Annotated in this window: 9 protein-coding genes; 8 read left to right on the top strand and 1 reads right to left on the bottom strand. The window is 73.2% G+C overall.

What is annotated here, in order from left to right; genetic code table 11:
• Positions 1-10: 10 nt before the first annotated feature.
• From ACIBFB_RS02615 to guaA, 8 genes are all read left to right on the top strand, one after another.
• Positions 11-2287, top strand: a complete 2277-nt coding sequence (locus ACIBFB_RS02615) for a TRAP transporter permease (protein ID WP_397225357.1) — start codon at positions 11-13, stop codon at positions 2285-2287.
• An 11-nt stretch (positions 2288-2298) separates the two neighbouring features.
• The gene (locus ACIBFB_RS02610) at positions 2299-3333 is read left to right on the top strand and encodes a hypothetical protein (protein ID WP_397225355.1); all 1035 of its coding nucleotides are present in this window, start codon (positions 2299-2301) and stop codon (positions 3331-3333) included.
• Between the two features lie 56 nt (positions 3334-3389).
• Entirely contained in the window at positions 3390-4883 is a 1494-nt protein-coding gene (locus ACIBFB_RS02605; protein ID WP_397225353.1) for a 3' terminal RNA ribose 2'-O-methyltransferase Hen1, read from the top strand.
• The gene (locus ACIBFB_RS02600; RefSeq protein WP_397225351.1) at positions 4880-7477 is read left to right on the top strand and encodes a polynucleotide kinase-phosphatase; all 2598 of its coding nucleotides are present in this window, start codon (positions 4880-4882) and stop codon (positions 7475-7477) included. Before ACIBFB_RS02605 ends, ACIBFB_RS02600 begins: the two co-directional genes overlap by 4 nt.
• A gap of 508 nt (positions 7478-7985) precedes the next feature.
• A complete protein-coding gene (locus ACIBFB_RS02595) occupies positions 7986-8279 on the top strand; it encodes a hypothetical protein (RefSeq protein WP_397225349.1) in 294 nt (97 codons plus the stop codon).
• Between the two features lie 252 nt (positions 8280-8531).
• Positions 8532-10955 (top strand): endonuclease/exonuclease/phosphatase family protein, encoded by a 2424-nt coding sequence (locus ACIBFB_RS02590; protein WP_397225347.1) that lies wholly within the window; start codon positions 8532-8534, stop codon positions 10953-10955.
• An 83-nt stretch (positions 10956-11038) separates the two neighbouring features.
• Positions 11039-12067: a UDP-glucose 4-epimerase GalE gene (gene galE, locus ACIBFB_RS02585; protein WP_397225345.1), complete on the top strand. Its 1029-nt coding sequence runs from the start codon at positions 11039-11041 to the stop codon at positions 12065-12067.
• Positions 12068-12230: 163 nt separating this feature from the next.
• Complete coding sequence (gene guaA / locus ACIBFB_RS02580) at positions 12231-13811, top strand: glutamine-hydrolyzing GMP synthase (RefSeq protein ID WP_397225343.1); 1581 nt, start codon at positions 12231-12233, stop codon at positions 13809-13811.
• Between the two features lie 112 nt (positions 13812-13923).
• Here guaA and ACIBFB_RS02575 read toward each other — a convergent pair whose 3' ends face one another.
• Positions 13924-15843, bottom strand: coding sequence for a protein kinase (locus ACIBFB_RS02575; RefSeq protein WP_397225341.1), 1920 nt, complete (start codon positions 15841-15843; stop codon positions 13924-13926).
• Positions 15844-15953: the final 110 nt, after the last annotated feature.

The raw sequence follows: 15953 nt of genomic DNA, 5'->3' as shown, positions 1-15953 counted from the left end.
AACCCGAGGAATGACCATGGATGAGACCCCGACGGCGGTGCGTCCGCAGGGCGCCCCCGACGAAGCAGGGGAAGGGACCGGCTCCGGAGCCCGGCCCGGACGCACCGGCAGGGCCGCCGACGTCCTCCCGGACGTGGACGGCCGGGACCGCGGCGACGGTCCCCTGTGGCGGAAGGTCGCCGCCGAACGGTGGGGCGAGGGCCGGGCGGCGACCGCGGTCGGCGCGGTGGTGGCCGTCCTCGCGGTCGGTCTGACCCTCTTCCAGCTCTACATCGCGCTCTTCGCCGGGCTGGACGCGCGCCAGCAGCGGATCGTCCACCTGCTGTTCGTCATGGTGATGGTCTTCCTGCTCATGCGCCCCTTCGACCTGGACGCCACGTCCCGGTTCTCGGCGGTCCGGCTCGTCCGGGCGCTGGCGCCCCGCCGCGGGGCCGCCGCGGACGGGGCCCCGGACGGGCGGGACCCGCGCGACACGGCGGCCCGGCGGGTGCTGACCGGGGTCGGCGGGGTGCTCGACCTGGTGCTGCTCGCCGCGGCCGTGGCGGCCAGCGTGTACCCGATCGTGTACCAGGACGAGCTGAACGCGCGCGCGGGCGCCTACACCGAGCTGGACTGGATCCTGGGCCTGGTCCTCATGGTCGTGCTGCTGGAGGCCACGCGCCGGGCGGTCGGGATGATCATGGTGGTGCTGGTCGCCGCGTTCGTCTACTACGCGTGGATCGGCCCGCTCATCCCCGGCCAGTTCGGGCACACCGGCGCGACCATCCAGCGCATCTCCACGCACGCCTACCTGGGCGACGGGATCTACGGCCTCACCCTCGGCGTGGTCGTGACCTTCGTGTTCGTGTTCATCCTCTTCGGCGCGCTGCTCAGCAAGACCGGTGGCGGCAACTTCTTCGTCGGGCTGGCCTACGTGGTCACCGGGAGGATGGTCGGCGGACCCGCCAAGGGCGCGGTGCTGGCCAGCGCGCTGATGGGCTCGGTGTCCGGGAGCGCGATCGCCAACGTCGTCACCTCCGGCCCGTTCACCATCCCGCTGATGCGCAAGGTCGGCTACCGCAGGGAGGACGCGGCCGGCGTCGAGGCCGCGGCCTCGACCGGAGGGCAGATCCTGCCGCCCATCATGGGCGCGGGCGCGTTCATCATGGCCGAGCGCACCGGGATCGCCTACGCCGACATCGTCAAGGTCGCGATCATCCCGGCGCTCATGTACTTCGGCGTGATGTTCCTGTTCGTGGACATCCTGGCGCGCAAGTACGGCATCGGCGCGGCCAGGAGCGAGGACCTGCCCAGACTGCGCCTGGTCCTGGCGGCGGGCTGGCACTTCCTCCTGCCGCTGCTGCTGCTCATCGTCCTGCTGCTCCAGTACGTGCCGCCGACGCAGGCGGGCCTGTACGCGTGCGGCGCCCTGCTCGTCGTGGCGATGCTGCGGGCGAGCAGCCGCCTGTCGCCGAGCGACTTCCTCGACGTGTTCGTCACCGCGGCGCGCAACACCCTTCCGGTGTCGGTGGCGTGCGCGGTGGCGGGCGTCATCGTCGGCATGGTCGGCCTGACCGGGCTCGGTCTGACGCTGTCGAACGTGCTGGTGACGGTGTTCGCCGGCAACCTGCTGCTCACGCTGGTGATGGTCGCGGTGGCGTCCCTGATCATGGGGTTCGGACTGCCGGTGACCGCCTCCTACGTGGTGATCTCGGTCCTGGCCGTGCCCGCCCTGGGCGAGCTCGGGCTGGCCGTGCTGGTGGCGCACATGATCGTGTACTGGTACAGCCAGGACTCCAACGTGACGCCGCCGGTGGCGCTGGCGGCGTTCGCGGCGGCGGGGATCGCGGGCGCCAAGCCGATGCGGGCGGGCGCGGCGGCGTGGAAGTTCGCCAAGGGGCTCTACCTGATCCCGGTCATGATGGCCTACTCCGCGCTGCTGGCGGTGGACGGCCCGGTCATGGACCTGGTGGTCGCGGTGCTCAGCGGGTGCGTGGCGCTCGCGACGTCGGCGATCGCCATCGAGGGGCACTTCCTGCGGCGCACGACGCTCGTGGAGCGGATCGGGCTGGCCCTGGCCTCGGCGTTCGTCCTGGTCGCGCCGGAGTGGAGCGCGCTCGCCGAGGGCGTGTCCGGGACGGCGGTGGGGGCCGGGTGGTTCGTGCTGGTCGGTTCGGTGGCGGGCGTGGTGCTGATCGCGGCGCAGGTGCTCGGCCGCCGTCGCGGTCCGGGCGAGGACGCGGTGCGGGCACGGCCGGACACGGACCGAAGCGAAGCGGAGGCTGAAAGCGAGCACAGCGCCCCCTAGGATCAACACACATGTGGCGATTCCGACGGACTCCTGGACGGGTGCCGACCGGCACGGGCATCGAGGCGGCGCTGGTGTCGGCCGCGTTCGGCACCGACCCCGTCCTCAGGTCCGGGTGCGAGGCGGTGCGCGAGGGCGGCGTCGCGGCGGGGCTGACCCTGCTCGCTGAGGACCGCGACGACCCCGAGGCCCGGGTCCACCGCGCGGAGGCGCTCGGCCGCGCCGCCGTCGGCCGGATCGGGGAGGTCGCCGCCCTGGCCGAGAGCGACGCCGACGAGGCCGACGTCATGCTCTGGCTCGGGTACACCCTGCTCGCGCGGGCCGCCGCCCAACCCGCCGGGGGAGCGGACACCGGCAGGGCCGACCGCAAGGCCCTGGAGGCGGCGCTCGTCGAGGCCCGCGCCCCGCTGGAGGCCGCCGCGCACCTGCGCCCCGACGACGCCGCGCCCTGGGCCGCCCTCCAGACCGCCGCCATGGGGCTGGGCGCGGACCGCGGGGAGAAGGACCGCCTCTGGGGCGAGCTGACCGACCGGGCGCCGCACCTGTTCCCCGCGCACCTGACCCGGGTCCGCACCGTGTCCCCGACCCGGGGCGGCTCGACCGAGGAGATGTTCGCGGTGGCGGGCGCGGCGGCCGACGGAGCCCCCGAGGGCAGCCCGCTGCCCGCCGTCCTGGCCCTCGCCCACGCCGAGCACCTGCGCGCCGAGCACAAGCGGCTGCTCGCCGAGGGCTCCTTCGACTACATCGCGCGCATGTCCCTGGGCCGCCTGCACGGCGAACCCGTCCGCGAGCTGTTCGACGCGGCCCGCGCCTGGGTGACCGCGGCCGTTCCGCACGAGCGCGACGTCCAGGCCCACCACCTGTTCGGCTGGGCCTTCCACCGCGCCGACGTCGCCGAGGCGGCGCGGTGGCACCTCGGCGCGGTCGGCCGGTACTACTGCGACCTGCCGTGGTCGTTCTTCGGCGATCCCCGGGCCGGGGTCGCGCACGCGATGGCGGGGGCCGGAGTGGACCCGCGCACCGCCCCGGAGCACGGGCCGGCCTGACCGCGCCGCCGGAAAAGCGGTGGTCCGGATCGCGGTACCTCGTCCACAATGCATGCGTGCTACTGACGATCACGACCACGGCGACACCGGCGACGGACCTCGGCTACCTGCTGCACAAGCATCCCGACAGGGCGCAGAGCTTCGAGCAGTCCTTCGGCACGGCGCACGTCTTCTACCCCGAGGCGACCGACGAGCGGTGCACCGCGGCGCTCATGCTGGAGGTGGACCCGCGGTCGCTGCTGCGCTCGCGCACGTCGGTGAGCACCCCCGACTTCGCGCTCGCGCAGTACGTCAACGACCGCCCCTTCGCGACGTCGTCGCTGTTCACCGTGGCGCTCGGCCGGGTCTTCGGCAGCGCGCTCAAGGGCCGGTGCGGCGCCCGGCCGGAGCTGGCGCGCACGCCCATCCCCCTCACGCTCAGCCTGCCCGCCGTGCCCTGCCGGGGCGGGGCCGACCGCGCCCGCGCCCTCTTCGCGCCGCTCGGCTGGCGGGTGGAGGCCGAACCCGTGCCGCTCGACCCCGGCCTGCCCGGATGGGGCGACTCGCACTACCTGTCGCTCACCCTGACCGGCACGATGCCGCTGTCCGAGGCGCTCAGCCACCTGTACGTGCTGCTGCCCGCGATGGACGGCGCCAAGCACTACTGGGTGGACGAGTCCGAGGTCGACAAGCTCCTGCGCGCGGGCGGCGCCGTCGACGAGGACGGCGACGGCCGCCCCGGCTGGCTGGCCGGGCACCCCGAGCGGGGCTGGATCGCCCGCCGCTACCTCAACCGGCGCGACCGGTACGTGCGCGCGGCCCTGGCGCGACTGGCCGAGGCCGACGACCGGTCCGAGCCGGAGGAGGCCGACGACCCCGCGGTGGAGGAGGTCGGCGCGGCCCCGGAGCGCGAGGAGCGCGGACCGACCCTCGCCGAACAGCGCGCCGGAGCCGTCCTGGCGGTGCTGGAGGCCGAGCGCGTCACCAGCGTCGTCGACCTGGGGTGCGGGCCCGGCGCGCTGCTCGACCGCCTGGTCCGGGACCGCACCCTGGAGCGGATCACCGGTGTGGACGTGAGCACCGTCAGCCTCGAACGCGCGCACCGCAGGGTGTGCCGGGGCTGCCACCCGGACGGGCGCGGTCGCCACCGCCCCGTCGTCGCCGACGGTGCGCGGGAGGGCGGCCGGCCCGCCCGGCCCGAGCTGCTGGTCGGGTCGGTCGTGTACCGGGACGCGCGGTTCGCGGGCCACGACGCCGCCGTGCTCATGGAGGTCGTCGAGCACCTCGACCCGCCGCGCCTGCCCGCGATGGAGGAGAGCGTGTTCGGGGCGGCCCAGCCCAGGGTCGTGGTGGTCACCACGCCCAACGCCGAGTACAACAGGCACTACGAGGGTCTGCCCGAGGGCGCCTTCCGCCACGGCGACCACCGCTTCGAGTGGACCCGCGCCGAGTTCGCCGCGTGGGCCGAGGGCGTCGCGCGGCGGCGCGGCTACCGGGTCCGCTTCCTGCCGGTGGGCCCCGAACACCCCGAGACCGGAGCCCCGACCCAGATGGGAGTCTTCACCAGATGAGCGAGACCGAGACCACGGCGGCCGCGGAGCCACGCGTGCTCGGCGTCCCCGCGATGGGGCTCGTCGTGCTCGTCGGGGTGTCCGGCTCGGGCAAGTCGACCTTCGCGGCCCGCCACTTCCTCCCGACGCAGGTGGTCGGTTCCGACCACTGCCGCGGGGTGGTCAGCGACGACCCCGACGACCAGAGCGCGAGCGCCGACGCCTTCGCCCTGCTGCACACGATCGTCGACATCCGCCTGCGCCGGGGCCTGCTGACCGTCGTGGACGCGACCAACGTGCAGCGCGGGGCGCGCGAACAGCTCGTGCGCATCGCCAAGGACAACGACGTGCTGTCCACCGCGATCGTGCTCGACGTGACCGAGTCGGTGGCGGTCCGCCGCAACCGCGGGCGCCCCGACCGGTCCTTCGGCGACCACGTCGTCCGACGGCAGCGCCGCGATCTGAAGTCGGGTCTCAAGCGGCTGTCCCGTGAGGGATTCCGTACGGTGCACGTACTGCGCGGCCCGGAGGAGATCGACGCGGCCGCCATCGAACTGGAACGCGCCTGGCCGGACCGCACGGAGCTGACCGGGCCCTTCGACATCGTCGGCGACGTGCACGGCTGCCGCGCCGAGCTGGAGCGGCTGCTCGGCGACCTCGGCTACGCGATCGCGCGGGACGAGGAGGGGCGGCCGGTCGGCGCCCGCCACCCGCGGGGCCGCACCGCCGTGTTCGTGGGCGACCTGGTGGACCGGGGACCCGACAGCCCCGGTGTGCTGCGGCTGGTCATGGGCATGGTCGCCGACGGGGACGCGCTGTGCGTGCCGGGCAACCACGAGAACAAGCTCGTGCGCGTGCTCAAGGGGGCCGAGGCGCGGCTCACGCACGGGCTCGCCGAGACCATGGAGCAGCTCGGGCGCGAGAGCGAGGAGTTCCGCGCGCGCGTGCTGGAGTTCTGCGACGGTCTGGTCAGCCACCTCGTCCTGGACGGCGGGAGGCTGGTCGTGGCGCACGCCGGTCTGAAGGAGGCGTACCACGGCCGCGCCTCCGGGCGGGTGCGCTCGTTCGCCCTGTACGGCGACACGACCGGCGAGACCGACGAGTACGGTCTCCCCGTCCGCCTCCCGTGGGCGCGCGACTACCGGGGCCGGGCCGCCGTGGTGTACGGGCACGTGCCCACGCACAAGGCGGAGTGGCTCAACAACACGATCTGCCTGGACACCGGCTGCGTGTTCGGCGGGCGGCTCACCGCCCTGCGGTACCCGGAGCGCGAACTGGTCGACGTGGCGGCGGAGCGCACGTGGTACGAGCCCGCCAAGCCGCTCGCGCCCGAGGCGCCCGCGTGCTCCGACGAGCGGCCGAGCGGAGTCGTGGACATCACCGACGTGGGCGTCGGCGACGGCCGCCGGGGTCTGCACGTGGACACCGAGCACGGCGCCGTCCGCGCTGACAGCGGCAGCGCCCTCGCGGCGCTGGAGGTGATGAGCCGGTTCGCGGTCGACCCGCGCTGGCTGCTGTACCTGCCGCCGACCATGGCCCCCGCGCCCACCGCCGCCGACCCCGGCCTGCTGGAGCACCCGGCGGAGGCGTTCGCCTCCTACCGGAACTCGGGGATCGGCCAGGTGGTGTGCGAGGAGAAGCACATGGGGTCGCGCGCGATCGCGGTGCTGTGCCGGGACGAGGCCGTGGCCGGTTCCCGGTTCGTGCCGGGGGAGCTGGGGACGGTCCACACCCGGACCGGTCGCCCCTTCTTCTCCGACCCCGCGCTCCAGGCGGAGGTCGTGGACCGGCTGCGCGAGGCGGTCGACGCCGCCGGACTGTGGGACCGGCTCGGCACGGACTGGATCGCCCTGGACGGGGAGATGCTGCCGTGGTCGGCCAAGGCCCGCTCGCTGATCCGCGAGCAGTACGCGTCGGTGGGCGCCGCCGCGCGCGCGGCCCTGCCCGCCGCCGGGGCCGCGCTGACCGCCGCCGCCGGGCGCGGGGTGGACGTGGGCGGCCTGCTGGCCACCGTGGAGCGCCGCACCGGGCAGATGGAGGAGTTCAGCCGGGTGTACCGGCGCTACTCCTGGGACACCGACGGTGTCGCGGGGCTCCAGTACGCGCCGTTCATGGTGCTGGCCTCCGAGGGCCGGGAGTACTCGGGCGCCGACCACCTGTGGCACATGGGCGTCGCCGAGCAGCTCGCCGAGGCCGGGGATCTGGTGCGCTCCACGCGCTACCTGGTCGTGGACACCACCGACCCGGCCGCGTGCGACGCGGCCGCCGGGTGGTGGCGGGAACTCGTGTCGGCGGGCGGCGAGGGCATGGTGGTCAAGCCGGTGCTGGGGGCGCGGGCACGGGCGCGCAAGGGCCTGGCCCAGCCGGGGCTGAAGGTGCGCGGGCCCGACTACCTGCGGATCATCTACGGGCCCGACTACACCGAGCCGGAGCGGCTGGCGGTGCTGAAGGAGCGCCGTTCGCTGGGCCGCAAGACGGGGCTGGCGATGCGCGAGCACAAGCTGGGACTGGAGGCGCTGGCGCGGCACGCCCGGGGCGAACCGCTGTGGCGGGTGCACGAGGCGGTGTTCGCGGTGCTGGCCCTGGAGTCGGAGCCGGTCGACCCGCGGCTGTAGTCGCCGCCGCCGTTCGCGAAATGGAGAAGCCGCCGCTCCTTTTTCGGGCATAAAGCGGCCGATTCTAGGCTAGGGCGGCCCATGGATGCGCATCCATGGGCCGCCCGCTTATTTGAGTAATATTTGAGCTTGGGTTCCCGTGTGACGCTCGGTGATTCTTCCCTGGCGTGGCGGCGTGTCCGCCGGTGGAGCCGTTCCGGAATTCTGGGCGCCGTTCTTTTCCCAGGTCACAGGTGGTGTCCGGGATTTCGTTCCAGGACTGTCGGTCATTCCCTGCGCTACGGGGTTCGGGGATCCGCAGATCGTTCCGGACGGCTTGCGGGCGGTGGGGGCGCGGGGGAGGTGAGCGAATGAATTCTTTCCTCATCTTTCCCGCCTCCTTCGTGAATGGGGTCCTTGATTTTTTCGTACGCCTCTGATTCCATAGCGGTGCTCTCCGGGGATCTTGCTAATTGGATTTTCCGGATTCCGCGTGCAGCGGTTTCCGGGAATGGCGAGAGGATAGGGAATGCAAAAGATGCTCAAGAGGTTCGGCGTCATCGCGGCGGCCGGCGCCGTCGTCGCGACCCTGATGCCCGCGCCCGCCTACGCGTACGTCTACGGCTACCCGGTCACGACGGCGCCGGTGCGCGTCGAGCCGTACGGGAGCGCGCACGCGGTCGACACCGTCGACCCGGGTGAGTACGTCCTCCTCGAGTGCTCCCTGATCAACCGCTACGGGAACCACTGGTACCGCACCCGCGGGGGCCGCTTCTACACCTACGCGGGCCACTACCCGTCGTACAACCTGCCCAACTGCTAGCGGTACCGGCACGAGGGGTCTCCTCGGGCCCCGCCCGCCCGTCGCGGTGGGCGGGGCCTTCGCGCGCCCGGGCTTGGAGGATCACATGACTGACGGCGTCCTGGTTCGTCGTCATATCCCACCAAACCGTGTCGTGTGTCGCCTCCTTTTCACGTCCGCTCTTCCGGGGGGTCATGCGCGGGGGTGATGATGTGCACGCCCACAAGGCAGACAACCCCCACAAACCCCCTCACACCGGAAATCGGAGCAGGCGTGTTCCCCACCTCCCTCAGAACGCCGTCCAGACGTGTGCCCGCGTCGGCCGCCGCCACCGCGGCCCTCCTCCTGACCGCCGCCCTCGGCACGGCCGCGCCCGCCGCCGCCGCGCCCACCACGCCGGTCATCAGCGAGGTCTACGGCGGCGGCGGCAACAGCGGCGCCGAACTGCGCCACGACTTCGTCGAACTCGGCAACCCCACCGACGCCGCCGTCGCCCTCGACGGCTGGAGCGTGCAGTACCTCCCCGCCCAGCCGGGCTCCGGCACCCGCGTCCAGGTCACCGAGCTGGACGGATCCGTCGACGCCGGGGGCCACTACCTGGTCCGCCAGGGCCAGGGCTCGGGCGGCGACACGGACCTGCCCACCCCCGACGCCGACGGCGGCACCGCCATGTCCGCGCGGTCGGGCGCGGTCCTCCTCGTCCAGGGCACCGACCCCGTCGCCTGCCGGACGGCCGCCGAGTGCGCCGGGGAGGAGGGGGTCGCCGACATCGTCGGCTACGGCGACGCGGTCATCCACGAGGGCGCTCCCACCGCCCAGCTGAGCAACACGACCTCCGCCGCGCGCGACGACGCGTTCACCGACACCGGCGACAACGCCGCCGACCTCACCGTCGGCGACCCGACCCCGGTCAACGCGGCCGGGGAGACCGTCGGCGACGACCCGGGCGGTCCGGTCGACCCCGGCGACCTGCGCGTCCACGACATCCAGGGCACCACCCGCACCTCCCCGTTCACGGGGCGGGACGTCGGCGGCGTGCCGGGCGTCGTCACGGCGGTCAGCGCCTTCGGCTCCGCCCAGGGCTTCTGGTTCCAGGACCCCGAGGGCGACGGCGACCCGCGCACCAGCGAGGGGCTCTTCGTCTTCACCGGTTCCACCACCCCCGACGTGGCCGTCGGCGACGCGGTGCTGGTCGAGGGCCGTGTCGCCGAGTACCTGCCCCAGGCGGACGCGCACACGATCACCCAGCTCTCCGGAGCGCGGTGGACCGTCGAGTCGTCCGGCAACCCCCTGCCCGGATCGGTCCGGCTGGACGCCGACGCGGTCCCGGAGACGTACGCGCCCGACCACGGCGGCGACATCTCCGACCTCGACCTGGCTCCCGACACCTACGCCCTCGACTTCTGGGCCGCCCACGAGCACATGCTCGTCCGGGTGGAGGACGCCCCCGTCATCGCCGCGACCGACCCCTACTCGGCGCTGTGGGTGACCACGGATCCCGGCGACGACGCCACCGTCAACGGCGGAACCCTCTACGGCTCCTACGACGACCCCAACTCCGGGCGGATCAAGATCGAGTCGCTGCTCGACCGCGACACCCGCCCCTTCCCCGAGGCCAACGTGGGCGACACCCTCACGGGCGTCACCGAGGGGCCGCTCTACTACAGCCGGTTCGGCGGCTTCGTCATCCGCGCCACCACGCTGGGCGAGCTCGCCGCGGGGAACCTGGAGCGCGAACCCGTCCGCGAGGCCGCGCCCTACGAGACCACCATCGCCACGTACAACGTCGAGAACCTCGACGGCGCGGACGACCAGGCGACGTTCGACGCGCTCGCCCGGGGCATCGTCGAGTACCTGGACTCCCCGGACATCATCGGACTGGAGGAGATCCAGGACGACAACGGCCCGGTGAACGACGGCACCGTCGACGCCGACCTCACGCTCCGGCGGCTCACGCGCGCCATCCACGAGCAGGGCGGCCCCCGCTACGCCTGGCGCCAGATCGACCCCGCCGACGGCCAGGACGGCGGCCAGCCGGGCGGCAACATCCGCAACGTCTTCCTCTTCAACCCCCGCCACGTCCGCTTCGTCGACACCCCCGGCGGCGACGCCACCACCCCCGTCGAGGTCGTGGAGGGACGGCGCGGCCCCGAGCTGAGCGTCTCCCCGGGCCGGATCGCCCCGCAGGACGAGGCGTGGGACTCCAGCCGCAAGCCGCTCGTCGGCCAGTTCCGGGTGCGCGGCCGCGACCTGTTCGTGGTCACCAACCACTTCAACTCCAAGGGCGGCGACCAGTCCCTGCACGGGGTCGTGCAGCCGCCCGAGCGGCCGAGCGAGGTCCAACGCAACGCGCAGGCCCGCCTGGTCAGGGAGTTCACCGACGAGCTGCTCGCGATGGACCCGGACGCCAACGTCGTGGTCATGGGCGACCTGAACGACTTCCCGTTCTCGCCGACCCTCGACATCCTCACCGGGGACGGTCCGCTCGCCAACCCGATGGCGGACCTGCCCGAGAACGAGCGGTACAACTACGTCTTCGACGGCAACTCCCAGGCGCTCGACCACATCCTGGTCAACGCCGCCCTGGCCGACCGGATGGACTACCAGGTCGTGCGGATCAACTCCGAGTTCCACGACCAGGTCAGCGACCACGACCCGCAGGTGCTGTGGTTGGACCTCAGGGGAGGCCGCCGCTAGCGGCGAAGGTGCGCCCGGGCGCCGCCTATCCTGGGTGGCGCCCGCGGCGCGGCGGGCACACCTCGACCCTGGGGAAGCGAGAGATGCACGTACTCCTCACCGGCGGCGCCGGATACATCGGCACCCACACCGCCGTCGAGCTGCTCGACGCCGGACACGACGTCGTGGTCCTCGACTCCCTGGTGAACAGCCACGAGGAGGCGCTGCGGCGCGTCGAGCGGATCACCGGCCGCGCCCTCACGTTCCACCGGGGCGACTGCACCGACCCGGCCGTCCTGCGCCGCGTCCTCGGCGCGCACGACGTCGGCGCCGTCATCCACCTGGCCGGGCTCAAAGCCGTCGGCGAGTCCGTCGAGCAGCCGCTGCGCTACTACCGCAACAACCTCGACGCCCTGCTCACCCTGGCCGAGGCGATGGACGAGCACGGCGTCCGCGACCTCGTGTTCAGCTCCTCGGCCACGGTCTACGGCGACCCCGCGCGGACCCCGATCACCGAGGACGGGGCGCTCAGCGTCACCAACCCCTACGGCGCGACCAAGCTCTTCGCCGAACAGGTCCTGCGCGACCTGGCCGTCGCCGACCCCCGGTGGCGGGTCACCGCGCTGCGGTACTTCAACCCGATCGGCGCCCACCCCAGCGGCCTGATCGGGGAGGACCCGCAGGGCGTGCCCAACAACCTCTTCCCCTACCTCGCGCAGGTCGCCGCCGGGCGCCGCGACCTCCTCCGGGTGTTCGGCGACGACTACGACACCCCCGACGGCACCGGTGTCCGCGACTACCTGCACGTCGTGGACCTGGCCCGCGGCCACCTCGCCGCCCTCGCCCACCTGGCGGACGCCCAGGGGTGGCGCACGTACAACCTGGGCACCGGCCAGGGCACGTCGGTCCTGGAGAGCGTCCGAGCCTTCGAGCGCGCCACCGGCGCCACGATCCCGTACGAGGTGGTCGGCCGCCGCCCCGGCGACATCGCCGTCTGCTACGCCGATCCGTCGGCCGCCGCGCGCGACCTGGGCTGGAAGGCCGTGCGCACGGTCGAGGACGCGTGCGCCGACGCCTGGCGCTGGCAGTCCGCCAACCCGGGCGGCTTCGCGGGGGACGGCGCCGCGCGCTGAGCGGCACGGCACACCCGGTCGGGGCTCCGCACCAAGCCGAACGCGCGGAACACGCCCAGGGCGTGTTCCGTGGATGCTGCCCGTCGCGCAGCAGGGAACGCGTCCGTGGAACACGCCCTAGACTGGGCGTATATCCCTGTTCTTCTGCGGAAGGTCCTCCGTCGTGTCCGTTGGTGCTGACAGCACGTTCGACACCGTCCTCGTCGTGGACTTCGGCGCGCAGTACGCGCAGCTGATCGCACGGCGTGTGCGGGAATGCCACGTGCACAGCGAGATCGTGCCCTCGACCATGCCGGTCGAGGAGATGCTCGCGAAGAACCCCAAGGCCATCATCCTGTCCGGCGGCCCGTCGTCGGTCTACGCGGAGGGCGCGCCCAACGTGGGCGCCGAGCTCTTCGAGACCGGGGTGCCCACCTTCGGCATCTGCTACGGCTTCCAGGCCATGACGCGGGCACTGGGCGGCACGGTCGACCGCACCGACCTGAGTGAGTTCGGTCGCACCGAGCTGACGGCCAGCACCGACTCCCTGCTCTTCGAGGGCGTGCCCGAGGACCTCCTGGTGTGGATGTCGCACGGCGACTCCGTCGTCCGCGCCCCCGAGGGCTTCCGGACCACGGCCAGCACCGCCGGAGCGCCGGTCGCCGCCTTCGAGGACACCGAGCGCCGCCTGTTCGGCGTGCAGTTCCACCCCGAGGTGATGCACACCGAGCACGGCCAGGACGTCCTGCGCCGGTTCCTGTACGAGGGGGCGGGCTGCCGCCCCACGTGGACGATGTTCAACATCGTCGAGGAGCAGCTGGAGCGGATCCGCGAGGAGATCGGCGACAAGCGCGTCATCTGCGCCCTGAGCGGCGGCGTGGACTCCGCCGTGGCGGGCGCCCTGGTGCAGCGCGCCGTCGGCGACCAGCTCACCTGCGTGTTCGTCGACCACGGGCTGCTCCGCAAGGGCGAGGCCGAGCAGGTCGAGAAGGACTTCGTCGCGATCACCGGCGCGAGCCTGAAGGTGGTCGACGCCGAGGAGCGCTTCCTGACCGCGCTGTCCGGGGTCACCGACCCGGAGGAGAAGCGCAAGATCATCGGCCGTGAGTTCATCCGCGTCTTCGAGCAGGCCGCGCGCGAGGTCGTCGCCGAGTCCGGCGAGCACGGCGCCGAGGTCGAGTTCCTCGTGCAGGGCACGCTCTACCCGGACGTCGTCGAGTCCGGCGGCGGCACCGGTACCGCGAACATCAAGTCGCACCACAACGTCGGCGGCCTTCCCGACGACCTCCAGTTCACCCTGGTCGAGCCGCTGCGCGAGCTGTTCAAGGACGAGGTGCGCAAGGTCGGCGAGGAGCTGGGCCTGCCCCCCGAGATGGTGTGGCGCCAGCCGTTCCCCGGCCCCGGCCTCGGCATCCGGATCATCGGAGAGGTGACCCGCGAGCGCCTGGAGATCCTGCGCGAAGCCGACGCGATCGCCCGCGAGGAGCTCACCCGGGCCGGGCTGGACCGCGACATCTGGCAGTGCCCGGTCGTGCTCCTCGCCGACGTCCGCTCGGTCGGCGTCCAGGGAGACGGCCGCACCTACGGCCACCCCGTGGTGCTTCGCCCGGTCAGCAGCGAGGACGCGATGACCGCCGACTGGTCGCGCGTGCCCTACGACGTGCTCGCCCGCATCTCCAACCGCATCACCAACGAGGTGCGCGAGATCAACCGGGTGACCCTGGACGTGACCAGCAAGCCCCCGGGCACCATCGAGTGGGAGTAGGGCCGGTCCCGTCGGCCGGAACGGTCCCGGGGCGACGGGCGGGCCGAGGCGGCACGACGGGCCCGGTACGCGCTGAGCGTGGACCGGGCCCGTTCCGTCGGTCGTCGCGGCGTCAGTCCACCAGGTGCCCGATGGAGATCACCGTGCGGTCCTCGCCGGTGCGGTGCGTCAACTGGACCGCGGTCGGCTCCTCGTCCTCGGCGACGATGAACGCGAGCTCACCGCCGACGGTGGCCCCGGGCGGGACGCCCTCCTCGTCCCAGAGGCTGACCGTCTCACTCTCCTCCTGCGTCGGCCGCTGCGCCGAGTAGGGGCCGTCGCCGCCGCCCGCGACCTGGATGAACTGCTGATCGAACTCGAACCTCAGCCGCTCGTCGCTGCGGTTGGTCATCTCCACCCGCACGAAGCAGTAGCCGCCCCCCTGCACCGGAACGGACCGGGGACGGTACTCGGCGGGATCCCGGTCGCAGTCCACGCCCAGGACCTCGTACTCGACCATGCCGTCGGCGGAGCGGACCGGCACGGTGACGGGGGCCTCGGCATCGGGCACGTCCCCCTTGTCCTCGGACCGGTTCTCTCCGCCGGCGGGCGCCTGCCCGTCCGGGGAGTCCTGGCTCTGGCCGACACCGGCGTCGGCGTTCGACCAGGGCGCGGTCCCGTTGAGCGTGGACACCACGGCCAGGAGCACCGCGATGACGAGGAGGAGCGCCGTTCCGCCCACGGCCAGGACCACGACGAGCCCCCTGCGGCGGCCCGGTGCGGCGGGCTGGTGCGGCGGCGGCGGAACCGGCGGGACGTAGGGCTGCGGGCCGGGGCGCGGGCCCTGCTGGTCGGCGGCGGGCACCATCGGGATCGGTCCGGTGGACGCCGGGTGCGGCTGCGCGGGGCCCGGAGCGGGGCGGTGCGGCGCGTTCTGGCCGCCCTGCTGGGGCGCGTTCCCCTGGGGCGGGCCCGCGGGGTGCGCGGCGGGTCGAACGGGCGGAGGAGCCTGGGGCCGGGGGTAGTTGCCGGTCTGGTGCGCCTGGGGCGGCATGGGGGCGGACTGGTAGTGGCCGGGCGGCGGGGGCCGCATGCCCGTCACGGTCTGCTGGGCGCGGCCCATCCCCGGTCGGGGGCCAACGGGCGGCATGGGGGGCAGGTTCGGCCGCCACGACTGGTGCAGGGCGTGCGAGACCATGTCGTTCGGGTTGGTGCTGTCCTCGCCGCCGGCGAGTTCCAGGAGCAGGTCCTGGGCGGTCGGGCGGCGGCCCGGCTCCTTGGCCAGGGCACGCAGGACGAGCCGGTCGAGCGGGCTGTCCAGGTTCCCGATCTGCGGCTCGGCGAAGAGCACGCGCTTGCCCAGCGTCATGGCGTCGCCGTTGCCGAACGGGTGGGTGCCGTTGCCCGCGAAGGCCACCAGACAGCCCCAGGCGAAGATGTCCGCCGAGGTGGTGACCTGTTCCTCCAACAGCTGCTCCGGCGCCATCCAGCCCGGGCTGCCCATGACGATGCCGGTCTGGGTGTGGTTGGTCGCGGTGTTCATCGCCCGCGCGATGCCGAAGTCGATCACGCGCGGACCGGAGAGCGACAGCAGTACGTTCGCCGGCTTGAGGTCGCGGTGCACGAGCCCGGTGCGGTGGATGGCCGCCAGCGCGGCGGCGACGCCCAGGGCGAAGCCGTGCAGGGTCGAGGAGTCCAGCGGCCCGTTCTCGGCGATGTGCTCGGCGAGCGCGGTCCCGGCGATGTACTCGGTGACCATGTAGGGGCGGTTCTCGAACGTCCCGTGGTCGAGGACCTTGGCGGTGCAGAAGGAGGCGACCTTGCGGGCGTTCTCCATCTCGTCGCGGAACCGCGCCCGCGTCGCCTCGTCGAAGGCGAGCTCGGGGCGGATGACCTTGATCGCTACCTGGTGGTTGCGGTCCGGAGCGCTGCCGAGGTAGACGGTGCCCATGCCGCCGCTCCCCAGCTTCCCGGACAGCACGTAGGGACCGATGGTGGCCGGATCTCCGGCTGCCAGCGGTTCCAGGTTCTTCGGGAGCCCATCCGACGGCAAGCGACCCTCCCCGACGGTGTCCAAACTCCGCCTCGCCCCAAGGTAGCGGTGTTTGTGCCCTGATTCCCACTCGCGCGCCGTTTCGGATCGTTCGGGGGAAGGGCCGTGAC

Source organism: Nocardiopsis sp. NPDC050513 (assembly GCF_044457925.1).
In the GTDB taxonomy this organism is placed as follows: Bacteria; Actinomycetota; Actinomycetes; order Streptosporangiales; family Streptosporangiaceae; genus Nocardiopsis.
This window is presented reverse-complemented; position numbering and strand designations above follow the sequence as displayed.